Origin of the sequence: Streptomyces sp. NPDC052043, assembly GCF_044548235.1 — a bacterium.
Taxonomy (GTDB): domain Bacteria; phylum Actinomycetota; class Actinomycetes; order Streptomycetales; family Streptomycetaceae; genus Streptomyces.
In genome coordinates this window covers 617,998-643,759 of sequence record NZ_JBIUBT010000002.1, presented here as the reverse complement: position 1 = coordinate 643,759, position 25,762 = coordinate 617,998, and the positions used below count along the sequence as shown (strand labels likewise).

Genomic DNA, 25,762 nt, shown 5'->3' with positions numbered 1-25,762 from the left:
GCCGCCGGATCCGTCCGCGTGGCCGCCGGATCCGTCCGCGTGGCCGCCGGATCCGTCCGCGTGGCCGCCGGATCCGTCCGCGTGGCCGCCGGATCCGTCCGCGTGGCCGCCGGATCCCTGCGGTCCCGGCGGCTCACGCGGATCGCGGCATGCGGGCGAGCGCGTCGACCGCCGCCTTCGCCAGGGCCGGGTGGGCGAGGGCCTCGGTGAGGACCGGGCGGGCCCGGACGTCGCCGAGCGCGCCCAGGCCCTCCACGCACGCCAGGGCCACCCGGCGGTAGGGGTCGTGCGGGTGGAGCCGGCGCTCCAGCGTGGTGATCAGGGCGGGCACCGACTCGGGCGCCCGCAGCTCCACCAGCAGCCGTACCGGATGCAGCGCGTAGGCGACGCGCAGCTCGTTGGTGGCCAGGGCCGCCGCGGCGCGGGCGGTACGAGGGTCACCGAGCCGGGCCAGCGCGTACGCGGCGCAGACGCAGCGCTGCGGGTCGCGGTGGTTCAGCAGCAGGACCAGGGACTCGAAGGCCCGCCGGTCCCCCGCGAGGCCGAGGCGGAACGCGGCCAGTTCCCTGGCCCACAGCGGCTGCCCCGGCGCTGTGAGCACCTCGGCCAGCTCGTCCGGATCCCGGGTGGCCACCAGATGCCCGTACGCCGCCGAGCCGCCCGACTCCTGCCGTAAGCGCTCCGTGAGCGACCGCAACTCTTCGTCCACGACGGCCAGCCTAGGCGCGCGGTCCGCCGCGCGGGGCGTACATCACGAACGCGCGGGACATACCTCACACACCCAAATGGGTGGCGCGCTCGTTACCCGCGGGTTAAGCTCAGACGAGCGAGACACCCTCTCGCCGCCTCTCGCAGTGGCCTGGTGACGCAGCCACCGCGAGTGTTGTCGGTTCGGTACCCCGAGTACCGCAGTACGACCCGGCTTCGGGACAGAGCCGGTCGGCCTTCGCCGGCCGCCGGGCGCGCAGGCGCCCGCGGCGACCGGCACCGGGCGCGTGCGTGCGCTCCCGGCCCGGCAACACCGCACCCCTTCCTTCCGCACCCGGTGCGCCCGTCGGCACACCCGGGACGCGTTCCCAGTCGTCACCCTCATTCCTGGAGTCCCGCGATGGCCACTCCCCTTTTCGACATCTCCCCGTCCCCGCTGAAGACGATCGCCGTCGTCGGCCTGGGCACCATGGGCACCGGCATCACCGAGGTCCTGGCCCGGGCGGGCCGCGAGGTCGTCGGCATCGACATCAGCGAGGCGGCGGCCGCCCGGTGCGTGGCCGCCCTGGAGAGCTCCACCGCCCGCGCCGTGGAACGCGGGCGCCTGACCGAGCGGGAGCGCGCGGACGCGCTCGCCCGCGTGCGCACCCGGACCGACCTGACCGCGGCGGCCGACGCCGACCTGGTCATCGAGGTGGCGCCGGAGTCGTACGAGACCAAGCAGCAGATCTTCCGCGAGCTGGACCACATCGTGCGGCCGGAGGCGATCCTCGCCACCGGCACCAACGCCCTGTCGGTGACCCGCCTGGCCGCCGACTCGGCCCACCCGGAGCGGATGCTCGGCCTGCACTTCTTCAACCCCGCGCAGGCCATGCGGCTCGTCGAGATCGTCTCCTCGGTGCTGACCGCACCGCAGGCCGTCCAGGCGGTCACCGACCTCGCCCTGGAACTGGGCAAGGAGCCCGTCGCGGTCGGCGACCGGCCCGGATTCGTCGCCGACGGGCTGCTGTTCGGCTACCTCAACCAGGCCGCGGCGATGTACGAGGGGAGGTACGCCTCCCGCGAGGACATCGACGCCGCGATGCGGCTCGGCTGCGGTCTGCCGATGGGCCCGCTGGCGCTGCTCGACCTGATCGGCGTCGACACCGCGCGCACGGTCCTGGAGGCCATGTACGCCGAGTCGCGCGACCGTCTGCACGCCCCCGCGCCGATCCTGAAGCAGCTCAGCGAGGCCGGCCTGACGGGCCGCAAGGCGGGCCGCGGCTTCTACACCTACGAGGCTCCTGGCAGCGGCGTCGTCGTGCGGGACGCGCTGACCCCGCCGTCCGGTGACGTCCTCGCCCCCGGCCGCACCGTCCGCTCCGTCGGCGTCGCCGGCTCGGGCACCATGGCCTCCGGCATCGCGGAGGTGTTCGCGAGGGCCGGGTACGAGGTCGTGCTCGCCGCCCGCAGCGCGGAGAAGGCCCAAGCCGCCAAGGCCCGTATCGGCAAGTCGCTTTCCCGCTCTGTCGACAAGGGACGGCTGAGTGCCGAGGCCGCCGCGCGGACCCTGGACCGGGTCACGGCGACCGGCACCCTCGACGACTTCGCCGACGTGGATCTGGCCGTCGAGGCCGTCGCCGAGGACCTGGTGGTCAAGCAGCAGTTGTTCGCGGCGCTGGACAAGGTCTGCAAGCCGGGCGCGGTGCTGGCCACCACCACCTCCTCGCTCCCCGTGGTCGCCTGCGCCCGCGCCACCTCGCGCCCGCACGAGGTGATCGGCATGCACTTCTTCAACCCGGCCCCGGCGATGAAGCTGGTCGAGGTCGTGCGCACGGTGCTGACGGCGGACGACGTCCACGCGACGGTCCGCGAGGTCTGCGCCAGGATCGGGAAGCATGCCGTCGACTGCGGGGACCGCGCGGGTTTCATCGTCAACGCCCTGCTGTTCCCGTACCTGAACAACGCGGTCAAGATGGTGCAGGAGCACTACGCGTCCCTGGACGACATCGACGCGGCGATGAAACTCGGCGGCGGCTACCCCATGGGCCCGTTCGAACTGCTCGACGTGGTCGGCCTGGACGTCTCCCTGGCCATCGAGAGGGTCCTCCACCGCGAGTTCCGCGACCCGGGCCTGGCCCCGGCACCGCTCCTGGAGCACCTGGTGGCCGCGGGCTGCCTCGGCCGCAAGACGGGCCGCGGCTTCCGCGAATATGCCCGGCGCTGACGGGCCGGGCGACCGGTGCGCGGACGGGTGCGAGTGGGGCGGCCTGCTGGAGCCGGCGGCCGCTCCCCCGTCCACCGAGCACGGAGGAAGGCGGGGACGTGCGCACCGGGCCGCGCGCATGCAGTACGTTCGGGTCATGCCCCAGCCCGCCAGGTCCACACGAACACCCGCCACGCCCGACGCGCCGGAGAGCGCCGCAGGCTCCCGCGCGGCAGCCCAACGGCTCAGGATGCGCCGGGAGCTGGCGGCCGCCGCGATGGAACTGTTCGCGACCAAGGGATACGAGTCGACCACGGTCGACGAGATCGCCGCGGCGGCCGGGGTCGCCCGCCGCACCTTCTTCCGCCACTTCCGCTCCAAGGAAGAGGCGATCTTCCCCGACCACGACGACACCCTGATCCGCGCCGAGGCGGTCCTCAACGCCGCCCCCGCGCACGAGCACCCGCTCGACACGGTGTGCCGGGGCATCAAGGAAGTCATGAAGATGTACGCGGCGCAGCCGGAGATCTCGGTCGCCCGCTACAAGCTGACCCGCGAGGTACCCACGCTGCGCGAGGCGGAGATCGCCTCCGTGGCCCGCTACGAGCGCCTGTTCACGCGTTATCTGCTGGGCCACTTCGACGAGCGCGTGCACGCCGACGACGCCAACGACGACCCGCTGCTCGCCGAGGTCGCCGCCTCGGCCGTGGTCACCGCGCACAACCACGTGCTGCGGCGCTGGCTGCGGGCCGACGGCCAGGGAGACGTCGAGACACAGCTCGACCACGCCTTCGCGATCGTGCGCAGGACGTTCGGCACCGGGATCGGGGCCGGCCGGGCCACCGCGCCCGCCTCCGGGCCGTCCGCGGCGGTGTCCCGGGGCGAGGTGCTGGTGACGGTCGCCCGCACCGACGCCCCGCTGGAAGAGGTCATGCGGACGATCGAGGCGGCGCTGAAGGAGCGCTGAGGGGCCTCACGCCCCAGGTTCCAGGTGATGACGGCCACCCCACGGGGTGGCCGTTTTGGCATGTCAGAGCCCCTTTTCGCCCGGCTCGACCGTGCCGTTCGATCGATCATCGCTCATTTGTTGCGTAAAGATTTCGTTTGAGCGAGCATTCTGGCACTCAGTGCCTTGCGGAGTGACACGCCGTGTCATACGTTGAAGGTGTCCGGGTGGCCGGCGCGCGGAGAACCGCACGCACGCCGGCTGTCCCAGCGAGCCGACGGCGGCCCGCCCGCCCGGACGCCTGCGTCACAGGCAACCTCCCGCGCCACAAAGCGCCGCCGAAGCCCCACCCGCCGAACCGACGGCACCAGGCCGGACCGACGGCCCCCTCTCTCGCCCCTCAGCAGCACCGACGTAACCCTCAGCGCCCCTCCCCCGGGGCGCTCGACGCCGGAGGCAACACCGTGACCGTGAAGGACATCCTGGAGGCGATCCAGTCGCCGGACACCACGTCCGCCGACTTCGCCGCCCTGCCCCTGCCCGAGTCGTACCGCGCGATCACCGTGCACAAGGACGAGACGGAGATGTTCGCCGGGCTCCCCACCCGCGACAAGGACCCGCGCAAGTCCCTGCACCTGGACGAGGTGCCGCTGCCCGAACTGGGCCCGGGCGAGGCCCTGGTGGCCGTCATGGCCTCCTCGGTCAACTACAACTCGGTGTGGACCTCGATCTTCGAGCCGCTGTCAACGTTCGGCTTCCTGGAGCGCTACGGCCGCACCAGCGAGCTGGCCAGGCGCCACGACCTGCCGTACCACGTCATCGGATCCGACCTGGCGGGCGTCGTCCTGCGCACCGGCCCCGGCGTCAACGCCTGGCACCCCGGCGACGAGGTCGTCGCGCACTGCCTGTCCGTCGAGCTGGAGTCCAGCGACGGTCACAACGACACGATGCTCGACCCGGAGCAGCGCATCTGGGGCTTCGAGACCAACTTCGGCGGGCTCGCCGAGATCGCGCTGGTCAAGTCCAACCAGCTGATGCCCAAGCCCGGCCATCTGAGCTGGGAGGAGGCCGCCGCCCCCGGCCTGGTCAACTCCACCGCCTACCGCCAGCTGGTGTCCCGCAACGGCGCCGGCATGAAACAGGGCGACAACGTGCTCATCTGGGGCGCGAGCGGCGGACTCGGCAGCTACGCCACGCAGTTCGCCCTCGCCGGCGGCGCGACCCCCGTCTGCGTCGTCTCCAGCGAGCAGAAGGCGGACCTCTGCCGCGCCATGGGCGCCGAGGCGATCATCGACCGCGCCGCCGAGGGCTACCGGTTCTGGAAGGACGAGCACACCCAGGACCCCAAGGAATGGAAGCGCCTGGGCAAGCGCATCCGCGAACTCACCGGCGGCGAGGACGTCGACATCGTCTTCGAGCACCCCGGCCGCGAGACCTTCGGCGCGAGTGTGTACGTCACCCGCAAGGGCGGCACCGTCGTCACCTGCGCCTCCACCTCGGGCTACACGCACGAGTACGACAACCGCTACCTGTGGATGTCCCTGAAGCGCATCATCGGCTCCCACTTCGCCAACTACCGCGAGGCCTGGGAGGCCAACCGCCTCATCGCCAAGGGAAAGATCCACCCGACGCTGTCCCGGGTCTACTCCCTGGAGGACACCGGGCAGGCCGCGTACGACGTGCACCGCAACCTGCACCAGGGCAAGGTCGGCGTGCTGTGCCTGGCGCCCGAGGAGGGCCTGGGCGTGCGCGACGAGGCCCTGCGCGCCCGGCACGTCGACGCCATCAACCGCTTCCGGAACAACTGAGAGGCGCACATGAGTGAGCGTCAGACACCGCGGGCGCACGGGGACAGGGACCGGCCGTGGCTCATGCGCACCTACGCCGGCCACTCCACGGCCGAGGCCTCCAACGAGCTGTACCGGCGCAACCTCGCCAAGGGCCAGACCGGTCTGTCGGTGGCGTTCGACCTGCCGACACAGACCGGCTACGACCCCGACCACGTCCTCGCCCGCGGCGAGGTCGGCCGGGTCGGCGTGCCGGTCTCGCACCTCGGAGACATGCGCCGGCTGTTCCAGGACATCCCCCTGGAGCAGACGAACACCTCGATGACGATCAACGCCACGGCCATGTGGCTGCTGGCGCTCTACCAGGTCGTCGCGGAGGAGCAGGGCGCGGACATCACCAGGCTCCAGGGCACGACCCAGAACGACATCGTCAAGGAGTACCTGTCCCGGGGCACCCATGTCTTCCCGCCGGGCCCGAGCCTGCGGCTGACCACGGACATGATCGCGTACACGGTCTTCCACATGCCCAGGTGGAACCCGATCAACATCTGCAGCTACCACCTCCAGGAGGCGGGCGCCACGCCGGTGCAGGAGATCGCGTACGCGATGTCCACCGCGATCGCCGTCCTGGACGCGGTGCGCGACGGCGGCCAGGTGCCGCAGGAGCGCATGGGCGACGTCGTCGGCCGCATCTCCTTCTTCGTGAACGCGGGCGTCCGCTTCGTCGAGGAGATGTGCAAGATGCGGGCGTTCGGCCGCGTCTGGGACCGGATCACCCGCGAGCGGTACGGCATCGAGGATCCCAGGCACCGCCGCTTCCGCTACGGCGTCCAGGTCAACTCCCTCGGCCTGACCGAGGCGCAGCCGGAGAACAACGTCCAGCGGATCGTCCTGGAGATGCTGGCCGTCACCCTCTCCAAGGACGCACGCGCGCGTGCCGTGCAGCTGCCGGCCTGGAACGAGGCCCTCGGCCTGCCCCGGCCCTGGGACCAACAGTGGTCGCTGCGCATCCAGCAGGTGCTGGCCTACGAGTCCGACCTGCTGGAGTACGAGGACATCTTCGAGGGCTCGAAGGTGATCGAGGCGAAGGTGGCGGAGCTGGTCGAGGCGGTGCTCGCCGAGATCGAGCACATCCAGGAGCTGGGCGGCGCGATGGCCGCCGTGGAGTCCGGTTACCTGAAGTCCCAGCTGGTCGCCTCGCACGCCGAGCGCCGGGCCCGGATCGAGTCGGGCCAGGAGAAGATCGTCGGCGTCAACATGTTCGAGGGCACCGAGCCGAACCCGCTCACCGCCGACCTGGACACCGCGATCCAGACGGTCGACCCGGCGGTCGAGGCCCGGGTGACCGCCTCGCTGAGCCACTGGCGCGACACCCGCTACCAGCCCCCGTTCAACCACCCGCGCCCGTGCAAGGCGCTGGAGCGGCTGAAGGAGGCGGCCAAGGGCACCGGCAACCTCATGGAGGCCACGCTGGAGTGCGCCCGCTCGGGTGTCACGACCGGCGAGTGGGCCGGGGCCCTGCGCGAGGTGTTCGGCGAGTTCCGGGCGCCCACGGGCGTGTCCTCGGCTCCGGTGGCCGTCACCGCCGAGGAGGGCTCGGCGCTGGCCGCGGTGCGCCGCCGGGTGGAACTGACGGCCCGCGACCTCGGCGTCGGCAAGCTGCGCTTCCTCGTCGGCAAGCCGGGCCTCGACGGGCACTCCAACGGCGCCGAGCAGATCGCCGTACGGGCCCGCGACGCCGGGTTCGAGGTGGTCTACCAGGGCATCCGGCTCACCCCGGAGCAGATCGTGGACGCGGCCCTGGCCGAGGACGTGCACGCGGTCGGCCTGTCCATCCTGTCCGGCTCGCACGCCCAGCTCGTCCCGGACGTGTTGGAGCGGCTGCGCCGGGCCGGCGCCGCCGACATCCCGGTGATCGCCGGCGGGATCATCCCGAACGGCGACGCCGCGCAGCTCAGGGCCGCCGGAGTGGCCGCGGTCTTCACCCCGAAGGACTTCGACATCACCGGGATCATCGGCCGTATCGTCGACGAGATCCGCAAAGCGAACAAGCTCGAACCCCTGGAGGTCCCCGCATGACGGCCCACCCGTCGCCCGCCGCCCCTCTGACGAGCGGCTCCGCCGCGCCCCTTCCCTCTGTCAACCGTCTCCGCCCCCGGCGCTCCTGCCTGGCCGTACCGGGCTCGAACCCCCGTTTCCTGGAGAAGGCACAGGGCCTGCCCGCCGACCAGGTGTTCCTCGACCTGGAGGACGCCTGCGCGCCACTGGCCAAGCCGGAGGCGCGGCACACCATCGTCAAGTTCCTCAACGAGGGCGACTGGACGGGCAAGACCAGGGTGGTCCGGGTGAACGACTGGACGACCGAGTGGACGTACCGGGACGTCGTGACGGTGGTCGAGGGCGCGGGCCAGAACCTGGACTGCGTCATGCTGCCGAAGGTGCAGGACGCCCAGCAGATCGCGGCGCTCGACCTGCTGCTGACGCAGATCGAGAAGACCATGGGCTTCGAGGTGGGCCGCATCGGCATCGAGGCGCAGATCGAGAACGCCCGGGGCCTGAACAACGTCAACGAGATCGCCCAGGCCTCCGCCCGCGTCGAGACGATCGTCTTCGGCCCGGCCGACTTCATGGCGTCGATCAACATGAAGTCGCTCGTCGTGGGCGAGCAGCCGCCCGGCTACCCGGCGGACGCCTACCACTACATCCTGATGAAGATCCTGATGGCCGCGCGCGCCAACGACCTCCAGGCGATCGACGGCCCCTACCTTCAGATCCGCGACGTCGACGGCTTCCGCGAGGTGGCCGGACGGGCCGCCGCGCTCGGCTTCGACGGCAAGTGGGTGCTGCACCCCGGTCAGGTGGAGGCCGCCAACGAGGTGTTCTCGCCCTCCCAGGAGGACTACGACCACGCGGAGCTGATTCTGGACGCGTACGAGTACTGCACGTCCGAGGCGGGCGGCAAGAAGGGCTCGGCGATGCTCGGCGACGAGATGATCGACGAGGCCAGCCGCAAGATGGCGCTGGTCATCGCCGGCAAGGGCCGCGCGGCGGGCATGCGGCGCACGTCGAAGTTCGAGATGCCCACCGACTAGAAAGGCCTGAGCGGCATGCAGTTCGGACGGACCTTCGAGGAGTTCGAGGTCGGGGCGGTCTACAAGCACTGGCCGGGCAAGACGGTCACGGAGTACGACGACCACCTGTTCTGCCTCCTGACCATGAACCACCACCCGCTCCACATGGACGCCAACTACGCCGAGAAGACGACCGACTTCGGCAGGAACGTTGTCGTGGGCAACTACATCTACTCCCTCCTGCTCGGCATGTCCGTCCCGGACGTCTCCGGCAAGGCCATCGCCAACCTGGAGATCGAGTCGCTCCGGCACGTGGCGCCGACCTTCCACGGCGACACGGTCTACGGCGAGACGACCGTGCTGGACAAGTGGCCGTCGAAGTCGAAGAGCGACCGCGGCATCGTCCACGTGGAGACCAGGGGGTACAAGCAGGACGGCACGCTGGTGTGCACCTTCCGCCGCAAGGTGATGGTGCCGACCGAGACCTACACCAAGGAGCGCGGCGGGGAGCAGCCAGGCCGCCCGGAGCCGAAGCAGCAGGAGAAGTAATGGCCCGACTCGCCCAGACCGCCGGTCTGACGGACGTGCAGCAGGAGATCGTCTCCACCGTCCGGGACTTTGTCGACAAGGAGATCATTCCGGTCGCGACCGAGCTGGAGCATCGCGACGAGTATCCGCAAGCGATCGTGGACGGCCTGAAGGAACTCGGCCTGTTCGGTCTGATGATCCCCGAGGAGTACGGGGGCCTGGGCGAGTCGCTGCTGACGTACGCGCTGTGCGTGGAGGAGATCGCCCGCGGCTGGATGTCGGTGTCCGGCATCATCAACACCCACTTCATCGTCGCGTACATGCTCAAGCAGCACGGCACACGGGAGCAGAGGGACCACTTCCTGCCCCGGATGGCGGCCGGCGACGTCCGCGGCGCCTTCTCGATGTCGGAGCCGGGCCTGGGCTCGGACGTGTCGGCGATCACGTCGAAGGCGGTGAAGGACGGCGACGAGTACGTCCTGACCGGCCAGAAGATGTGGCTGACGAACGGCGGCACGTCATCACTCGTGGCGGTCCTGGTCAGAAGTGACGAGGGCCACCCCGAGGACGCCGCGCCCCACAAGTCCATGACGACCTTCCTGGTGGAGAAGGAGCCCGGCTTCGGCGAGGTCCGGCCCGGCCTCACCATCCCCGGCAAGATCGACAAGATGGGCTACAAGGGCGTCGACACGACCGAGCTGATCATGGACGGGCTGCGCGTCCCGGCCGACCGGGTGCTGGGCGGCACGACCGGCCGCGGCTTCTACCAGATGATGGACGGCGTCGAGGTCGGCCGGGTGAACGTGGCGGCCCGCGGCTGCGGGGTCGCCCAGCGCGCCTTCGAGCTGGGCATCGCCTACGCCCAGCAGCGCCACACCTTCGGCAAGCCGATCGCCCAGCACCAGGCGATCCAGTTCAAACTCGCCGAAATGGCCACCAAGGTCGAGGCCGCCCACGCCATGATGGTCAACGCCGCGCGCAAGAAGGACTCGGGCCAGCGCAACGACCTCGAGGCCGGCATGGCAAAATACCTCGCCTCCGAGTACTGCAAGGAGGTCGTGGAGGACGCCTTCCGCATCCACGGCGGCTACGGCTTCTCCAAGGAGTACGAGATCGAGCGTCTGTACCGCGAGGCCCCCATGCTGCTCATCGGTGAGGGCACCGCCGAGATCCAGAAAATGATCATCGGCCGCAGACTGCTCGAAGAGTATCGGTTCCACGGCTGATTGTCCGGCTACGGGGTGTTTTCTTCGAGAAGAAGATCACACCCCGTCAGCGGTGTTCGGCTGCCGACTCGGCAGCTCGGCTTACCCAGTTGTGGTCCTTAACCGCTACGATCGCGGAAAGCCGCCGTCCCCCGTCGAAAGCGCGGCATCATCCGCTACGAAGGTCATCCATGCCCCACAGCCAAACCTCTGCACATCGTGACAGCCTGGCCGGCGTACGCCTTGCGCGCGGAGCATCGCCGTGGCTTCTCCCGACCGTCGCCACCGCGGCTGTCAGCCTCCTCCGCGCCCGCCGCTCGGGTGCCGCCAAGGCCGTAGCCGTTCCCGCCACCGCGCTGGCGGCGGGGATGCTGTGGTTCTTCCGTGACCCCGAGCGCGAGATCGCCCAGGGCCGGGTCATCTCGCCCGCCGACGGTGTGGTGCAGAGCATCATGCCGTGGAAGGACGGCCGCACCCGCGTCGCGATCTTCATGAGCCCGCTGAACGTCCATGTCAACCGCGCCCCGCTCTCCGGCACGGTCACCTCGGTCGAGCACGTCCCCGGCGGGTTCGTTCCGGCTTTCAACAAGGAGAGCGAGAACAACGAGCGGGTCGTCTGGCACTTCGACACCGAGCTCGGCGACATCGAGATGGTTCAGATCGCCGGCGCGGTGGCCCGCCGCATCGTCCCCTACATCCCGTCCGGCACCAAGGTCGAGCAGGGCGAGCGGATCGGTCTGATCCGTTTCGGTTCGCGTGTCGACCTCTACCTGCCCGAGGGTGTGGACGTCGCGGTCGAGGTCGGCCAGAAGACCGTGGCTGGGGTGACTCGCATTGACCGTCATTGATCCCGAGACGCAGGCCGGCTGGGTGCCGGAGGCGGACGAGGTGGACGAAGAGGAGGAGATGCCCCTCTCGCTGCGCCTGTCGATAGCGGACACCCTCACCCTGGGCAACGCGACCTGCGGCTTCATGGCGGTGTACTTCACCACCACCGGCATCCTGATCCCGCACCTGACCGGCAACGACGAGTCGGCGGGCATGGCCAGGCACAGCGCCGCCACGGCGGTCATCCTGATGCTGTGCGCGGCGGTCTTCGACCTGTTCGACGGCCTGGTCGCGAGGAAGCTGCGCTCCTCCCCCATGGGCGCGGAGCTCGACAACCTCTCCGACCTGATCAGCTTCGGCCTGGCTCCGGCGTACTTCGTCCTCGTCTACGGCATGGTCGCGGACGACGCCCACCAGAGGATGGCGGCGCTCGGCGCGATCGTGGTGCTGCTGGCGGTGGTCCTCCGGCTCGCGAGATTCTCCTGCGTGACGCTGAAGGACGGCATGTTCCAGGGCATGCCCTCGCCCTTCGGCGCGCTGACGGTGGTCTCCATCGTTTTGCTGGAGCTGCCCTTCGTGGCCACGCTGCTGGCGATCCTCGGCACCGCGTGGCTGATGGTGAGCCGCGTGGAGTACCCGAAGCCGCGGGGCCGCCTCGCGGTGGCCATGCTGTCCTGGATCGTCCTGTCGATGGGCCTCCTGGCGGCCTGGGCCTTCGACGCCCCGAGCGGCCAGCTCCTCCTCCAGACCGGCTGCGCCCTGCAACTGGTCATGGCCGCGGTGATCCCCCTGTTCGCCACGGCCCGCCGAGTGAACAACTTCCGCGACAACCGCCGCGAGGCACGGGCGGCCCAGCCGTAACGCTCCGCTGCGACCGCAGGATGGGAAGGGCCCCGAACCGTGAGGTTCGGGGCCCTTCCCGTGCCCTGGGACCCAACTGGGCCTCCCGGGCCCGGGCCCCCGAGAGGGGAGCGGGGCCCGAGGGCACCGGGAGGTGCCGAGACCCCCTGGCGGGTGCAGGTGCGGGGGGCCGCAGCCCAGTGGGCACAGCAAGGCCACATCCGAGCCTGGGCCGCAGGGCCGCAGCCCAGTCGGGGCAGGTAGCGGCGAGGGGGCGCAGCCCGGGGGGTGAGGGGCGAAGCCCCACCGGGGGGTGAGGGGCGAAGCCCCACCGGGGTGCAGGGACAGAGCCCCGCTGGGGTGCAGGGACAGAGCCCCGCTGGGGTGCAGGGACAGAGCCCCGCTGGGGTGCAGGGACAGAGCCCCGCTGGGGTGCAGGGGCAGAGCCCCGCTGGGTCTGGGGCGAAGCCCCAGAGAACAGCCACCCCACCCCACCCCACGCCCACCAAGCCGCGCGGGCCGGTAGGCAAAGCCCGGGGCGAAGCCCCGACGAGGTGCAGGGGCAGAGCCCGGGGCGCAGCCCCGCCGGGGTCTGGGGTCTGGGGCGCAGCCCCGCCGGGGTCTGGGGTCTGGGGCGCAGCCCCGCCGGGGTCTGGGGTCTGGGGCGCAGCCCCGCCAGGGTCTGGGGCGGAGCCCCAGGGGACGGCCACTTCGCCCCCACCGAGTCGGGTGGGCGGGTGGGCGAAGCCCGGCGGAGACCCAAAAACGGCGGGACGCCGTCCCTGAGGACCGGTCGTCAGATCAGGCAGTCGCGGCCGATCCGCTCAGCCACCTGCTCAAGGATCCGTCCCGCATCCGCGATGCACTGGGCCACATCCGGCTCCACCTCGGTCAGCGCATACGCGCGCCGGATCCCCGCACGGTCCAGGACCTCCGGCTCCAGCGCCAGGCGCCCGCACACCGCGACCACCTCCTTGCCCGCCGCCCGAGCCGCCGCCGCGACCCCGGCCGGCGCCTTCCCGTGCAGCGTCTGCTCGTCCAGCGACCCCTCACCGGTGATCACCAGCGAGGCCCGCTCCAGCGCGGGAGCGAAGCCCAGCACGTCGAGCATGACCGAGATCCCGGCCCGGAACCGCGCCCCGAGCAGCATCGCCCCGAACCCGATACCACCCGCCGCGCCCGCCCCCGGCGACGCCGCGTACTCGGCGGCCCGGCCCCCGGCCACGCCGCCCGCGCCCTCCAGCACCTTCGCGAAGTGCGCGAGCGCCGCGTCCAGCGTGGACACGTCCTGCGCCGAGGCGCCCTTCTGCGGCCCGTAGACCGCGGGCGCGCCCTTCGGCCCGGTCAGCGGATTGTCGACGTCACTGGCGAGCACCAGTTCCACGGAGGCGAGCCGCGGGTCGAGCCCGGACAGGTCCGCCCGGGCGAGTGACGCCAGTCCCCCACCGCCGGGCGGGATCGGCTCCCCGTCCGCGTCCAGGAACCGCGCCCCGAGCGCGGACAGCATCCCCGCGCCCCCGTCCGTCGTCGCGCTCCCGCCGACGCCGAACACGATCGTGCGTGCCCCCGCGTCCAGCGCCGCCCGCAGCAGCTCCCCGGAGCCGTACGTGGACGCCGTGAGCGGCGCGAACACCCCGGCCGGCAGCCGCTGCAACCCGCTGGCCTCGGCCATCTCCACGACCGCCGTGTCACCGCGCAGCGCGAACGCGGCCGTCACCTCGTCCCCGAGGGGACCCGCGACCCGTACCTCCCGGCGCTCGAACCCGGCCGCGACCGCCGCGTCCACGGTCCCGTCGCCACCGTCGGCGACGGGCAGCGCCTCCACCTCCACGTCCGGCACGACCCGGCGCAGCCCGGCCGTCACGCGCTCGGCGACCTGCACGGCCGTCAGCGAGCCCTTGAACTTGTCCGCGGCAACCAGCACCCTCCGGGTGCCGTGCACTGCAGCGTCCGCCACCTTGACATCCCCTTGCTCTCCGGGCCCCGCACATCAGGGCCAGTCGCGCCGCTGCGACCTTAACCGGCGACCGCCCCCGCCGTCATGCCCCGCCCGGCCCCCGAGAAGCCGCTGACGTGCCCCTGGCCGTGCGCCTGGACCCCGCGCGGCCGCCCCCGGAATCCGGTAGACCGGTTCCCATGACCACTGTGGGCGCCACGCCCGAACTCGCCGACCGCGTCCTCGGCGGCTGGCTCGGCCGGATCGCCGGCAACATGCTCGGCAAGCCGGTGGAGCAGGGCGAGGTGTGGACGCGTGACCGCATCGACCGCTACCTGCGCGCGGCCGACGCGCTCCCGCTCACCGACTACCTGCCCGAACCGGCCGACGACGACCACCCGCCGTTGCGCCCCGAGTGGCGCGGCTGCGTCCGCGGCCGCATCCACGGCAGCTGCCGCGACGACGACGTCGACTACGCGATCCTGGGCCTGGACCTCCTGGAGACACACGGCTTCGGCTTCACCACCGAGCAGGTCGGCGAGCTGTGGCTGCGACGCCTGCCGTACCTCCAGACGTTCACCGCGGAGCGGGCCGCGTACCGCAATCTCGCGAACGGGCTCAAGCCGCCCCTGACGGCCACGTACGACAACCCGTACCAGGAGTGGATCGGCGCCCTGATCCGCGCCGACATCCACGGCTGGACCAGCCCCGGCGACCCGCGCCGCGCCGCCTCGCTGGCCCGCCGCGACGCGGTGCTGTCGCACACCGGCAACGGTGTCTACGGCGCCATGTGGGCGGCGGCACTGATCGCGGCGGCCTTCACCGCGCCGACCGTCCGCGCCGCCGTCGGCACCGCGCTGACCGTGATCCCGGCCGGCAGCCGCCTGGCCCGCACCGTACGCCGGGCGGTCTCCCTGTACGAGGCCGGCCTGCCCTGGGAAGACGCGCTCGACACGCTCGCGGACGAGACCTCTGGCCTCGGCTGGATCCACACGGTCCCGAACGCCGCCGTCATCACGGCCGGCCTGCTCTACGGCGGGGGCGACTTCACCCGCACCATCGCGCTGACCGTCCGCGCCGGCCTGGACACCGACTCGAACGGCGCGACGGCCGGCTCGGTCGCCGGCGTCATGACGGGTGCGGCGGCCGTCCCCGCCCAGTGGAAGGACCCCCTTCAGGACACGGTCCGCAGCGCGGTCTTCGGCTTCGACGGCGTCCGCGTCAGCGAGCTGGCGGAGCGCACCCTGCGCCTGCTCGACGCCTGACAGGAACCGGCCCCACCAGCCCTGACGGTCGGCGGAAACCAGGAGAGCGCCCTGACCGGCCTCGGCGACTCGCTACCCTTCTGGGGTGACCACCGCGGACTACGCCACGTACATCGCCGGCCTCCCCCGGGTCCTCGCCGGTGCCGCCTGCGTCTTCCGTGACGCGCAGGGCCAGGTGCTTCTCGTCGAGCCCAACTACCGGGACGGATGGACGCTGCCCGGCGGCACCGTCGAGTCCGACGACGGGGAGACCCCGCGCCAGGGCGCGCGCCGCGAGACGCTGGAGGAGATCGGACTCGACCGCGAGCCGGGGCGGCTGCTCGTCGTGGACTGGGTGCCCGGCACCGGGCGGCCGCCGCTGGTGGCGTACGTCTACGACGGCGGGCTGCTCTCCGACGACGACCTCAAGGCGATCCGTCTCCAGGAGGAGGAGCTGCTGTCCTGGCGCCTGGTCGCCCGCGACGAACTCGCCGCCCACCTGCCGGGCTCCCTCGGTCGCCGTGTCCTGACGGCCCTCGACGTCCTGAACGACGGCACGGGTACGGCGGAACTGGAGAACGGCCACCGCGCCGGCAAGCCCTGTTCATAACCGCTTCCTCGGCAGAGCCGTGGTCATCCTCGGGTCTGGAGACGCCTGCGTGAGCCAGGTATGGGCAAGAACGGCCGCGGCCTGATCAGAGCACCGCGAGTGCTTTGTCTATGCGCCGCGACGTGCCCTTGTGCGTGACCCATCTACTCAGGGTCTCCAGTTCCGCCCGTGCTGCCCGATTCCCGAGCAGAGCCAGCGCGACGATGCCCGCCTCAGCCACTTGAGGCGAGCGAGGGGCGTCTCCGGACCGATGATCCAGGGAGGTCTCGACGAGGCCGACGAGGGCATGGACCGTGTCCGGCCGAGGCGGAAGGAGGGAAAGCATCCAAGCGAGTCCACGTAGCACGTGGGAGTTGTAGGGGTCGAAACACGCGTTCACATCGAACGGGAGGTGCGGATGACCGAGAAGCGGGAAGGTTCGATCCAGATGAGCCAGCTCCAACCACCTGAGTACTGCCCGTCGCGCCTCCTCCGGGCCAACGGCGTCCAGCCGGGCCGATCCGGTCCGTCTCCACTTCGCCGATGGTGCGCCGGCCGTCGCGGGGGCCGCATGCTCCAGCAGCCGCTTCCACGGCTCTCCTCCGGCCGTTGCTTCCTTGAGAGCCGCGTCGGCCCACGGCTCACCGGGATTGAGCACCGGACCAGGAAAATGAGCCAGTAGGTTCCGCATTCCGGGCTCCGCGCCGTTCGCGGCCGCCTGGGTGCGACGGGAGCCCGGCAGGTTCGCCGCCGCACTTGTGCGCCGGAAGGCGGCAAGGACGGCCGCGTCGGGAGTACGCCCGGCTGCGAGTTCCGCGTCGGCCAGTTCCCAGATCCGGTGGGTCGACCAGATGAGGTATTGGTCCCTCAACCGGGAGAGCTGTTCCTGGCGTTCGGCAGCCAACAGGTCCCCGTCGAGGCCACGGACGACTCCGGAAGCGACCATGAGTAGTTCGGTGCGGAGGTATCCCGGATCCCACCTGAACTCCTCGGCCGACCAGTCGTCTTCCACGTGGGCGTACCAACGGGCCCATATGCCGGCGAGCTCCAGCCGGTCCTTGTCGGGCAGGGCGCGTAGAAGCTCCATGTTCTCGAACCCCACCCCCGTCATGGAGCCGTTGTTGCAGGCGGCCCGCATGACGGCGCGAGACAGCTCAGGCAGATCGCCGCGCTCCGCGAGGGCCCGGTATTGAGCGGCCTGTTCTGCCAGGACCTGGGTGTTCCCCATCCATCTGCTCATGGCTGGCAGCCTAGAAGGGGCCACTGACATCGAACGTGCCCCCACCCGTAGGGCTCCGGCGTTCTCCCGCCTCCGAACAGCGTCCATGACCCCGAACGCAGGCGACCGACAGGAGTCTGTCAACGCGGCTTGATGATCCACGTCAAGCCGTGCTCATAAACCATTTCTCCTGTCTTCGTTGCCTCCATCCACGGCTCCTCCAAGCAGGAGCGATGCCGATAGGGCAAGAGACGCCGGTCCATGGGTGCGTTGTCGGCAGCCAATGAGCCGCGAGAGTGCCTGAGCCTGGCATGGTCGGGCCCCATGCCGTGGCCTATGGTGCCCACCGGGAGCTGACCGCGTGGTTTTGTGCGCGTTCAGCAACAGCGTTTGTTCTGGTTGTACTGGCAGTTGGTGACCGACAGGCTCATGGATCTTCATGAGAGATGACGGCACTGTCGACGACTGTCAGAGCCGTGGAAGCGAGGGGGGCACCGGTGAGTGAGCGGCACATGTTGAAGATGCTGCGGCAGATGACGAGTGGGCAGCCCGTTGAGGTCGCCCCGGGCATGGCGACAACGAAGGAGTTTGCCCGACTCGCCTCCATCGCCCAGCAGTTCGGGTACGAGTACGCAGGCGTTCGGCAGGGATGGGGGTACGTGATGTTGTTCGTGCCCGACTTCAGCCCGCAGGCCCGCGCGCGAGCCGCGCAGAACTGGGCGCAGTACCCGAATGCGAGTGACGGGGGCGCGCTGCCGCCCCTCCTGCCCGGGGCGATCGAGTTGCTCAAGGCCCGCATCACGTTCGACATGTCCGCCCTGTACGGCAATCAGGTGGTACGGAGCATCGGGATTTGCGTCATTCCTCTCGCCCTCGGGCTCCAAAGGGGCACCACTTCCGTTCTCCTCGCCGGCGCATTCTGCGCCGTGCTGATGGTCGCCATACCGCTCGGCCTCGCCATCAATCGACGTCGCAAAGCCAAGTGCACCGCCCTCCTGCAGGCCGCGGATTCATACCGGTGACCGACCAGAACGGACGGCTGCGGTATGTGCCGCCGAGCGGACAGTTTCCTGGCCCAGGCAATCCGTTCGCCGGAAGGCCGTAGTGCCCACGGCGCCGGGCTGGGGAGACGGCCCGCCTCCACTGCTGACCTGCCAATAAAGGCGCGTGCCTGCCCAGGCCAGGACCGTTAGGGTGCGGCACCTGAGCACGGACATCCATGGAGGCATCGAGTTTCGTCATCCTGATGTCGGTGCCGACTACTACGACGGCGAGCCGTGGGTGGCCGCCATGGATCTTTGGCCGCTGTGCGACGAGACCGATGACGCGGCCTTCGGCTTTCTCTTCGGATTGAACAACTACGCGGGCTTTCAGCCCCTTGCACCGGAACGCGGTCTCCCTCTCGACCCTGGGTTGCAGCAGGCGACCTGCACAGCGCCATTGGGTCAGCTGGGCGGAACTCGCTTCCATGGATCTTGCGACCAGGAACTGTGCCGGACCCGCTCCTGGCCGGTACTCCAGCCGTAGCGCGCGATCTTGCTGCTCCCTCAGGCGGCACCCACTCGGCTTGGGGCTGTGAACGCCGTAGCGGGGTAGGGGGTCAGCCATCGGCGGGTGCTGCACCGACTGGGCAGGGCGCCCCCAGTCCCACCCAACCCGCAGTACCTGTCCGGGCTTTCGGTGCCCGAGCGGTACCGCTGGTGCGAGCAGTCGATTGTCATGCTGCATAGCCCACGGATGTCACTGGCGGTTGAGAGCACGGGTGATCGCGGTAGCGACGGCCGTTGTGAGAACCCAGCCCGAGGCGATGAGGACGTAGGACAGCCATTGGTACGGCCCAGCGGGTGCAAAGGCGTTGCGCTGGCCGAAGTCGATGACGGGCAGCAGGAGGTCCAGGACGTAGACGGGAGGATTGAACGCCGGACCTTTGCCTTGCTCGACCGGCGCAGGATGGTGCAGTCCATACGTGATCGAGCCCAGAATGAGCAGCGCCAGGAGCCAACTTCCGGCGCGCGTGGGACGAAAGCCGTAACCCACGGTCGCGTCTTGGACGTGGCCCCATAGTTTCGCGTACCAGGGCAGAGTGGCCCGCCGCCGTCGCTGTTCGGCGAGTTGAACCGTGCGGGTGTCTGCGTCATCGCCGCCGCGACGGTACGAGGCGGCGAGTTGCTCGTAACTGTGGGGCACGAAGCCGTCCGCGTCGCGCTGTAGCAGCGCGAGTCTGTCTGCGGCCGGCAGCCGTGGGGTGAGTGTCTCGTACGTCAGCCCATCCAGTCTTACTCGGGCTGGCCAGACCCGGGGCTCGGCTTCGATGACCTTGAAACTGGCGTAGTGCATCTTGACGTCGCCGTTGATCGGGTGGGCGTCCCGCAGCGTCAGCTGTGTGGCTTGGCAACTGCTGATGCCCAGTGCGACGCCGCCCGGGTTACTCAGCCTGGCCTCGATGAAGGAAAACCACCCGGCAACCTTCGATCCGGTGAGCCGGACCCGCCCCTCGGTGGTGAGGCCGCCCGCGTTGAGGACGGTGCCAACGTTGAGGCGGGCTGCGTCCAGGGCATCGCCACCAGGGTTCTTGACCTGGGCGTCTTCCAGATTGACGGCTCCCGCTACATTCGCCGCACCGAGTCGGATCCCACCCCGCGCTACGAGCCCGGGCGCCCACACGTCGGTGCCCACTGAGACATGGTCGAGGTGAAGCGCCCATCCGCCGTCGGTCCCGACGTGGGAACGGTCGAGGAAGATTCCGCCGGATATCTCAGCGTTGCTGAGCCGGACGCTTCCCGATATGCGGCAGTCCGTGAGTCGGAGTGCGCCATCAACGCGGATGGCTGTCGCCGCCAGGGCAGGGAGGTAGGACCCGTTGAGGTCGAGTAGGCGGGTCCGTGCCCCGTCGAGTTCCAAGGCGTGCTGGAAGTTGCAGGCGGTCAGGCGGATCGGATGGCGCACTTCAGCGTGCCGAAGATCGAGGACACCGGTGATCCTCGCGCCGGTCACGTGGAGGGCGGGCGTCTCGCCGGGTTCGGACGAACCACTGAGGATGAGGGCACGAAGGACCTCTGCCCGTACGGTTCCTTCCCCGCCCTCGGCATGTGCGGTGTCTCCATCCCCGTCTCGGCGAACGTCGAACGCTGCACCACGAGAGAACGCACGACAGATGCGACGTTCCACAGGCGTCAGTTCTGCGATGTCCATCCGCAGGACGCTAGCTCTTGGCCCGAAGACGGGCCAGAGAGTCGCCAGCGCCAAGGTACTGCTGGTGGTACAACTCTCCCTGGGCAGAAGCCATGATTCCTCCGCGAGGGGCTTGTCACGGTGTCGCCAGACGGCGTGCCAGGTATCCGTTCGCCTCGAGCGGGCAAGCGTCCTACTCTCGGCACATGAACAGGCCGCTCGTCGCAATCCTCAGTGGCGCAGGCATCTCCACTGATTCCGGAATCCCCGATTATCGCGGACCGAACGGGCTGTGGCGGAAGGATCCCGAGGCCGAGAAGCTCGTGACCTACGAGTACTACATGGGCGATCCGGAGATCCGGCGGCGGTCCTGGCGGATGCGGCGGAAGAACCGCGCGCTCACGGCCGAGCCGAACGCCGCACACCGGGCCGTGGCCGAGCTGGAGCGGGCCGGGGTGCCGGTCAGGGTGATCACTCAGAACGTGGACGGACTGCATCAGCTCGCCGGGATGCCCGCCCGCAAGGTGCTGGAACTGCACGGCAGCGCACTCAGTGTGGTGTGCACGCAGTGTCACGCACGCGGACCCATGGAGGACGCCCTCGCCCGGGTCGAAGCCGGAGAAGAGGACCCGCCCTGCCGGGAATGCGGCGGCATCCTGAAGTCGGCGACCGTGATGTTCGGCGAGCGGCTCGACCCGCAGGTGCTCGGCGAAGCCGTCGCGATCACCAAGGCATGCCAGGTCTTCATCGCCGTCGGCACCAGCCTCCAGGTGCAGCCCGCCGCCGGGCTCGCCGGCGTGGCCGCCGACCACGGGGCACGGCTGATCATCGTCAACGCCGAGCCGACCCCGTACGACGATCACGCCGACGAGGTGATCCGCGAACCAATCGGCACAGCCCTGCCCCAACTTCTGCGTCGGCTGAGCCCGGAGAGTAAATAATCCCTTTAGGTTTCTGGCTCCGGCGGGCCGCACTGTGCGGTTGGCATCATTGCCGACTCTTCAGCGCGACGGCGTCAGTCAGGATGGGTCCGATCTCCGAAACGTGAAGAAGGAGTCGAGGCGATGACGAAGTACCTCATCTCGTTCCCCAGTGCCGCCATGGTCTTTCCCGACGAGGATCTGCAGTCTGTCTCGGATGCTGCGCACGCGGTCGTGAAGGAGGCGAAGGACGCCGGCGTGTGGGTGTTCGGTGGCGGCATCGACGAGAGCGTGCCGCCTGTCATGGTCGCCGGCGATGGGACTGTGACCGAGGGCACCTACCATCAGACGAAGCAGATCGAAGGCGGCTACGCAGTGCTGGAGCTGCCCTCCCGCGAGGCGGCGTTGGAGTGGGCGGCGAAGATCGCGGTCGCCTGCCGATGCGCGCAGGAGGTGCGCGCGTTTCAGTACGACCCCGACAGCTGACCGGCAATCGCCTCCACCGACGGAGCGGACAGATCGAGCTCAAGCCATCCGAGCGAGCCGCCGCTTCATCGTCCGGCGGTATTGGCGGATGCGGGTTCGCCGAGCTCGCCGACAGCGCGCCACCATCGATATGGGGACCAGCGGTCGACGTCGGCTGCAGAGACCCCACTCTGTTGTGTTACGTCCACCGATGCGTTGCACCGGACCCGGTCGGCACCATCACGCACTACGAGCGTTCGGTGAGCAACTCCGCCAGGCGGTCGGCGAATTCAGTGAGCCAGTCCAGCTGAGGCCCGCTGCGGGCGATACGAAAACCGTGGCGGCGGCCCCAGAACGCAGCCTGGACGGCGTGGAACTGGGCCCACCGCTGGACATGTTCACGATCGAGTTCCGCGGCCTCGGCAAAGACGTCCAGGACGCGGTGGACAGCCTTGCGCAGGTCATCCGCTTCGAGGAGCGTCAGCGCGCGGGACTTCAGCAGCGTGCCGCCGTCGTAGGCAGGATCTCCCACGTACCCCTTGGGGTCGACAGCCAACCACGGCTCTCGGCCGGCACGCAGGATGTTCCGTGCATGGAGGTCACCATGGACGAGGGTGTCCGGCTGGGCCCGGCCCAGTTCCCGAACGGTCGCCACGGCGGCATCCAGCACCTCCCGCGACAGCGCATGCGGCAGCTCCTCGGCGTCCTTGCACAACTGCTCCTCCCAGGCATCCGTCTGCTCACACAACCGGGGCAGGCCGGGCGGTGCGGGGACGGCCAGGCGGCGATTGAGCCGCCCGGCGACCGTCACCACCTCGTCGCCGTCCTCGACCTCCGCAAGGGTCGACGGCTGCACCCGCTCCAGCAGCATCGCGAACCGCTCGTCGTCGCGTTCGTGCAGCAGGACGGCGCCGCATCCGCCCCACGCAACGAACGCGTCCGGCTCATGGACGTTGCCGGGATGCGGAAACGACACCTTCAGCACGGCGCTCTCCTCAGCCCGCCGCCGTACCGGAACGATGACGCCGACGCCCCCGTGCATGATCTCGCCATCCGGCACACACTCCCAGCGCCCCAGCAGCTCCTCCACGATTCCCGGCAGCTCGGCGAGCCACGCCGCCCCGGCCTCCCCCTCGCGGTCGACGGTGCTCTGTGCGAACTCCTCTGGCATCGCGATCACCCCGGCACCCTACGCGCCGGCCTGCGGCAGCCACCAAGCCCACGCCGGCCGCTGCGGCCCCCGGCGGACCGGGCACTACGAAGATCGCGATCTACGGACGGAGTACTAACCTCCTGCCCATGGCTCAACCCACTCGACCCCTCCGGGTCATCACGCGGCTCGTCGACGGAAGCGTCTGCGCCTATGACCTGGCTGCCGATGTCCGGGGCGTGCTGTCGCCCGTCATGGTCTGTCGGCCGTCTACCGAGGACGTTGTCGTCGACCACGCCGTTTCCGCTGATCTTCAGCGTGTCTACTACACGACCTTGAACACGGTCGTGTGCGTGACAGCAGACGGGGCCGAGGTCTGGCGGTCGGAGTTCAAGCCGCAGTCAAACCAGCAGTTCGGACACCGTCCCAGCTGTGTGCTGTCGTGGGACGGACTGGTGGTCTGGGTATACCGGCCCGACGCCATGGCCGGCCGTAACCGTCCCGACCAGTGGGTCGCCCTGGATGCCGGGACCGGAGCGGTCGTCGCGCAGGCGGATCTGCAGACCGTCGGGCACGGCGGCCAGCACCTCCTGCACCAGGCGAGCGATCAGGTCCTCCTCGATGTGGGCGAGGGACAGGACGGCTCGGTCATCTACCGCGCGTCGCTGGCCGAGGGTCGGATGGATCTCTTCCGCTATCCCTGGAGCGACAGGTGCCTCATCGACCTGTCGCCCGATGGACGCCACTTCATGACTGTCGACCACGACCAAGCCGACATGGCCATCCACACATACCCGGACGGCGAGGTGACGTTCGCCCTCTCCGTCGATGCCTTCGGGCATGACCCGGACGAGATCTACGTGGAATGGAGCGGCGGCTACCTGAGCCCGGACTCCGCCATCGTCACCCTCACCGGCGAAACCGAGGACGAGCAGGAGTGGTTCCGCCACTACCGCGTCAATGTGCGCTCCGGCCAGGTCCAAGCTGCGTTCGACGCGCACGGAGAGAATCCCTACGACATCCAGCCCCTCGGAGACGGATCCTGGCTCACCACAGATCCATCCGGTCACCCGATTCGCTGGACAGATTCATAGGAGACCCGGGGCTGTCCTGGTCGAACCATGGCAAGATCGGCAACTGCCAACTGGCCGTGTTCCTAGCAAGAACCGCCCTTGGCAGTTCACGCGCCGTCTCGGTGGCCCAGTCGGCTACGGGGCCAACTGCCGCAAGGGGAAAGACATAGGAGGTGGTGGCGAGTGCGGTCGGGCGCCGCTGCAGACGGAGGCGGAAGCCGGTGACCACGGCGAAGAAGCCGGGTCCGGCTCCCCGTGCTGCCCAGAACAGGCCGGGATGTTCTTCTTCGGTGCACCTGAGCACTGCACCGTCGGCTGTCACAACGGTGATCTCCAGTACGCTCGCGCAGCCCACTCCCCACAGGCCGGAGTTCCAGCCGAGGCCGCCGCTGAGGAGGTAACCGCCCAGCGCGACCGAGGGACAGTGCCCTGCCGGGAAGGCGAGATCGCGCCGGGCGAGCTCCATAGCGAACCTGCTGCCGATGGCACCTGGCTGCACGGTCGAGTTGCAGGCCGCTGGAGACGGCTAGTGCCGCGACAGGCAACGTTTGCCCCGTCGCGACGCCCGGCACGCCCTCTCGCCGCACCGGCCGGAAGCCCGAGTACATCCAGTACGAGGACTTCCGGCCGGCACACCGAGAGCACGCACCGGACGCCGCTCCTTGACGGGCAAACGTTGCCCGCCGCGGCACTAGCTTCAGGACTTCCTGAACGTCCCTCTCGCAGGCAGCTCGGACGATCAGATCGGGGTACCGGTCCGGCTTGAGTTCGTTCCACAGTGCGCGCGCACGGGCGGTCTCGTAGTCCGCGTCGCCCCTGCGCAGGAGCGCGCCTTCGATCCGTGAGCGCCCGTCTTGTTCGCTCATGACGACCTCCTCGTCGTGAGCATCTGCCGGGACCGGTTGTCAGCCGGTGGTCCGGCCGAAGATCACGACGAACGCCAGCCAGCAGATCGCCACCACTGCGGCACCCGCCACGTCAATGCGGAGGGAGCGCGCCTGCCTGGGCATCAGCCAGAAGGCGAGGGCTCTGTTCACCAACGGCATCAGCAGCCATGTCAGGATGGACACGCTCAACACGTTCGAGATGAACAAGGCGACATTTCCGGGCAGGCCAAGAGCAGCAAGTCGGGGACCCACCACAAGGTTGAGGATCTCGACGGTGGGATAGAGGGCCAGCACCACGGACATGGCCTGCTTCCAGTTGGGCGGAGCACCCTCTTCCGTACCCTGCTCGAAGCGGAACCAGCTGCCGAACGCGGATCCGACCTTGCGCACGTCGTAGGACACGAAGGCGCCTCGCCCTTCGTCGAGGAGCTTTCGACGAGTGGTGGATTGAAGCCACATGTCCAGATGTTGACGGGTGTCGAAGCGGAAGACGGCCACCCACTTGTCCTGGACCCCCTTCACGGGCCGGAACAACTCCGATCCCATGAAGCCCGGGAACTTCCGTTGCGCCGACAGGATCTTTTCCTGCCAGCTCACAAACACCCGCTCCTGGTCAGGTCGCACGTCATGCGAGATCACCGCGGTGACGGCGTCATGGACCGGCGTGCCACCCGCGAGGACTTCCTGCGTGGGGGCTTCCTCGAACAGTTCGCGCCCCTGTTCGAGGAGTTCGCGGCGCGTATCGGAGCCCATCCATGCGGTCAGCTGGTCCAGATGGGAGAAGCGGAAGACAACGACCCACTCGTTTCCTTCGACGGAGGGCGGAGGGTATTGCTCCGTTCCCTCGAACCCGTCGAATTCACCTACGACCTCGTTGGTTCGATCCTGCCAGCGCAGGTAGTCGTCTTCACAACCCGGACGGACCTTCTGTGAGATCACGACCGTCGCGCTGTCGCCCTGGGAGCCAGGAGTTGCACGAGGACTCACGCCTCCTAGAGTAGACAGAGGCC

At 69.7% G+C, this 25,762-nt stretch carries 23 protein-coding genes; 16 read left to right on the top strand and 7 right to left on the bottom strand.

The genetic code is table 11. The features are described 5' to 3' along the window. Positions 1-133 precede the first annotated feature (133 nt). Positions 134-709, bottom strand: coding sequence for an adenylosuccinate lyase (locus tag ACIHCX_RS07520; RefSeq protein ID WP_400027542.1), 576 nt, complete (start codon positions 707-709; stop codon positions 134-136). 399 nt (positions 710-1,108) lie between these two features. On the opposite strand from ACIHCX_RS07520, the gene ACIHCX_RS07515 reads away from it, so the two are divergent. From ACIHCX_RS07515 to pssA, 9 genes are all read left to right on the top strand, one after another. Continuing rightward, positions 1,109-2,914 (top strand): 3-hydroxyacyl-CoA dehydrogenase family protein, encoded by a 1,806-nt coding sequence (locus tag ACIHCX_RS07515; RefSeq protein WP_400027540.1) that lies wholly within the window; start codon positions 1,109-1,111, stop codon positions 2,912-2,914. Positions 2,915-3,050: 136 nt separating this feature from the next. After that, on the top strand, positions 3,051-3,860 hold the full coding sequence (locus tag ACIHCX_RS07510; protein ID WP_400027539.1) for a TetR family transcriptional regulator: 810 nt from the start codon (positions 3,051-3,053) through the stop codon (positions 3,858-3,860). A gap of 449 nt (positions 3,861-4,309) precedes the next feature. Further along, positions 4,310-5,647, top strand: a complete 1,338-nt coding sequence (gene ccrA / locus ACIHCX_RS07505) for a crotonyl-CoA carboxylase/reductase (RefSeq protein WP_400027719.1) — start codon at positions 4,310-4,312, stop codon at positions 5,645-5,647. 9 nt (positions 5,648-5,656) lie between these two features. Beyond that, entirely contained in the window at positions 5,657-7,705 is a 2,049-nt protein-coding gene (locus tag ACIHCX_RS07500) for a protein meaA (protein WP_400027537.1), read from the top strand. After that, positions 7,702-8,718 carry an HpcH/HpaI aldolase/citrate lyase family protein gene (locus ACIHCX_RS07495; RefSeq protein WP_400027535.1) on the top strand — a complete coding sequence of 339 codons (1,017 nt, stop codon included), beginning with the start codon at positions 7,702-7,704 and terminating at the stop codon, positions 8,716-8,718. The genes ACIHCX_RS07500 and ACIHCX_RS07495 overlap by 4 nt, the downstream gene beginning before the upstream one ends. 15 nt (positions 8,719-8,733) lie before the next feature. Beyond that, complete coding sequence (locus tag ACIHCX_RS07490) at positions 8,734-9,246, top strand: MaoC family dehydratase (protein ID WP_400027533.1); 513 nt, start codon at positions 8,734-8,736, stop codon at positions 9,244-9,246. Continuing rightward, the gene (locus ACIHCX_RS07485) at positions 9,246-10,451 is read left to right on the top strand and encodes an acyl-CoA dehydrogenase family protein (RefSeq protein WP_400027531.1); all 1,206 of its coding nucleotides are present in this window, start codon (positions 9,246-9,248) and stop codon (positions 10,449-10,451) included. Before ACIHCX_RS07490 ends, ACIHCX_RS07485 begins: the two co-directional genes overlap by 1 nt. A 170-nt stretch (positions 10,452-10,621) precedes the next feature. After that, on the top strand, positions 10,622-11,278 hold the full coding sequence (locus ACIHCX_RS07480; RefSeq protein ID WP_281156604.1) for a phosphatidylserine decarboxylase: 657 nt from the start codon (positions 10,622-10,624) through the stop codon (positions 11,276-11,278). Between the two features lie 22 nt (positions 11,279-11,300). Continuing rightward, positions 11,301-12,119 carry a CDP-diacylglycerol--serine O-phosphatidyltransferase gene (pssA, locus tag ACIHCX_RS07475; protein WP_400027717.1) on the top strand — a complete coding sequence of 273 codons (819 nt, stop codon included), beginning with the start codon at positions 11,301-11,303 and terminating at the stop codon, positions 12,117-12,119. A 775-nt stretch (positions 12,120-12,894) separates the two neighbouring features. On the opposite strand, the gene ACIHCX_RS07470 is transcribed toward pssA, so the two are convergent. Beyond that, positions 12,895-14,040, bottom strand: coding sequence for a glycerate kinase (locus ACIHCX_RS07470; RefSeq protein WP_400027716.1), 1,146 nt, complete (start codon positions 14,038-14,040; stop codon positions 12,895-12,897). Positions 14,041-14,234: 194 nt separating this feature from the next. Here ACIHCX_RS07470 and ACIHCX_RS07465 point away from each other — a divergent pair, with 194 nt between their 5' ends. Both ACIHCX_RS07465 and ACIHCX_RS07460 read left to right on the top strand, forming a co-directional pair. Then, the gene (locus ACIHCX_RS07465; RefSeq protein ID WP_400027530.1) at positions 14,235-15,299 is read left to right on the top strand and encodes an ADP-ribosylglycohydrolase family protein; all 1,065 of its coding nucleotides are present in this window, start codon (positions 14,235-14,237) and stop codon (positions 15,297-15,299) included. Positions 15,300-15,384: 85 nt separating this feature from the next. Further along, positions 15,385-15,888, top strand: a complete 504-nt coding sequence (locus ACIHCX_RS07460) for an NUDIX domain-containing protein (RefSeq protein WP_400027528.1) — start codon at positions 15,385-15,387, stop codon at positions 15,886-15,888. 85 nt (positions 15,889-15,973) lie between these two features. Here the strand turns inward: ACIHCX_RS07460 and ACIHCX_RS07455 are convergent, their stop codons facing one another. Next, positions 15,974-17,095: a hypothetical protein gene (locus ACIHCX_RS07455; RefSeq protein ID WP_400027526.1), complete on the bottom strand. Its 1,122-nt coding sequence runs from the start codon at positions 17,093-17,095 to the stop codon at positions 15,974-15,976. Between the two features lie 503 nt (positions 17,096-17,598). Between ACIHCX_RS07455 and ACIHCX_RS07450 the strand changes: the two genes are divergently transcribed. Then, positions 17,599-18,108, top strand: a complete 510-nt coding sequence (locus ACIHCX_RS07450) for a hypothetical protein (RefSeq protein WP_400027524.1) — start codon at positions 17,599-17,601, stop codon at positions 18,106-18,108. A gap of 172 nt (positions 18,109-18,280) precedes the next feature. After that, positions 18,281-18,613: a hypothetical protein gene (locus tag ACIHCX_RS07445; protein ID WP_400027522.1), complete on the top strand. Its 333-nt coding sequence runs from the start codon at positions 18,281-18,283 to the stop codon at positions 18,611-18,613. 213 nt (positions 18,614-18,826) lie between these two features. Here the strand turns inward: ACIHCX_RS07445 and ACIHCX_RS07440 are convergent, their stop codons facing one another. Further along, a complete protein-coding gene (locus tag ACIHCX_RS07440) occupies positions 18,827-20,278 on the bottom strand; it encodes a membrane-associated oxidoreductase (protein WP_400027520.1) in 1,452 nt (483 codons plus the stop codon). A gap of 185 nt (positions 20,279-20,463) precedes the next feature. Here ACIHCX_RS07440 and ACIHCX_RS07435 point away from each other — a divergent pair, with 185 nt between their 5' ends. Beyond that, positions 20,464-21,198 (top strand): SIR2 family NAD-dependent protein deacylase, encoded by a 735-nt coding sequence (locus tag ACIHCX_RS07435; RefSeq protein ID WP_400027518.1) that lies wholly within the window; start codon positions 20,464-20,466, stop codon positions 21,196-21,198. Positions 21,199-21,321: 123 nt separating this feature from the next. Then, positions 21,322-21,663: a YciI family protein gene (locus tag ACIHCX_RS07430; RefSeq protein WP_400027516.1), complete on the top strand. Its 342-nt coding sequence runs from the start codon at positions 21,322-21,324 to the stop codon at positions 21,661-21,663. A gap of 226 nt (positions 21,664-21,889) precedes the next feature. Here ACIHCX_RS07430 and ACIHCX_RS07425 read toward each other — a convergent pair whose 3' ends face one another. Beyond that, positions 21,890-22,822: an aminoglycoside phosphotransferase family protein gene (locus tag ACIHCX_RS07425; RefSeq protein ID WP_400027514.1), complete on the bottom strand. Its 933-nt coding sequence runs from the start codon at positions 22,820-22,822 to the stop codon at positions 21,890-21,892. A 119-nt stretch (positions 22,823-22,941) separates the two neighbouring features. On the opposite strand from ACIHCX_RS07425, the gene ACIHCX_RS07420 reads away from it, so the two are divergent. Next, positions 22,942-23,886 carry a hypothetical protein gene (locus ACIHCX_RS07420; RefSeq protein WP_400027512.1) on the top strand — a complete coding sequence of 315 codons (945 nt, stop codon included), beginning with the start codon at positions 22,942-22,944 and terminating at the stop codon, positions 23,884-23,886. On the opposite strand, the gene ACIHCX_RS07415 is transcribed toward ACIHCX_RS07420, so the two are convergent. Next, positions 23,840-24,364: an FAD-binding protein gene (locus ACIHCX_RS07415; protein ID WP_400027510.1), complete on the bottom strand. Its 525-nt coding sequence runs from the start codon at positions 24,362-24,364 to the stop codon at positions 23,840-23,842. The two genes, ACIHCX_RS07420 and ACIHCX_RS07415, sit on opposite strands and share 47 nt — an antisense overlap. Positions 24,365-24,770: 406 nt before the next feature. Next, positions 24,771-25,739, bottom strand: coding sequence for an antibiotic biosynthesis monooxygenase (locus ACIHCX_RS07410; RefSeq protein WP_400027508.1), 969 nt, complete (start codon positions 25,737-25,739; stop codon positions 24,771-24,773). Between the last annotated feature and the right edge of the window lie 23 nt (positions 25,740-25,762).

Coding starts and splice junctions, on each gene's coding strand:
- ACIHCX_RS07515 (WP_400027540.1), top strand. CDS start 1,109: ATGGCCACTCCCCTTTTCGACATCTCCCCGTCCCCGCTGAAGACGATC.
- ACIHCX_RS07510 (WP_400027539.1), top strand. CDS start 3,051: ATGCCCCAGCCCGCCAGGTCCACACGAACACCCGCCACGCCCGACGCG.
- ACIHCX_RS07500 (WP_400027537.1), top strand. CDS start 5,657: ATGAGTGAGCGTCAGACACCGCGGGCGCACGGGGACAGGGACCGGCCG.
- ACIHCX_RS07495 (WP_400027535.1), top strand. CDS start 7,702: ATGACGGCCCACCCGTCGCCCGCCGCCCCTCTGACGAGCGGCTCCGCC.
- ACIHCX_RS07490 (WP_400027533.1), top strand. CDS start 8,734: ATGCAGTTCGGACGGACCTTCGAGGAGTTCGAGGTCGGGGCGGTCTAC.
- ACIHCX_RS07485 (WP_400027531.1), top strand. CDS start 9,246: ATGGCCCGACTCGCCCAGACCGCCGGTCTGACGGACGTGCAGCAGGAG.
- ACIHCX_RS07480 (WP_281156604.1), top strand. CDS start 10,622: ATGCCCCACAGCCAAACCTCTGCACATCGTGACAGCCTGGCCGGCGTA.
- ACIHCX_RS07465 (WP_400027530.1), top strand. CDS start 14,235: ATGACCACTGTGGGCGCCACGCCCGAACTCGCCGACCGCGTCCTCGGC.
- ACIHCX_RS07455 (WP_400027526.1), bottom strand. CDS start 17,095: ATGGGGAACACCCAGGTCCTGGCAGAACAGGCCGCTCAATACCGGGCC.
- ACIHCX_RS07450 (WP_400027524.1), top strand. CDS start 17,599: ATGTTGAAGATGCTGCGGCAGATGACGAGTGGGCAGCCCGTTGAGGTC.
- ACIHCX_RS07440 (WP_400027520.1), bottom strand. CDS start 20,278: ATGGACATCGCAGAACTGACGCCTGTGGAACGTCGCATCTGTCGTGCG.
- ACIHCX_RS07435 (WP_400027518.1), top strand. CDS start 20,464: ATGAACAGGCCGCTCGTCGCAATCCTCAGTGGCGCAGGCATCTCCACT.
- ACIHCX_RS07430 (WP_400027516.1), top strand. CDS start 21,322: ATGACGAAGTACCTCATCTCGTTCCCCAGTGCCGCCATGGTCTTTCCC.
- ACIHCX_RS07420 (WP_400027512.1), top strand. CDS start 22,942: ATGGCTCAACCCACTCGACCCCTCCGGGTCATCACGCGGCTCGTCGAC.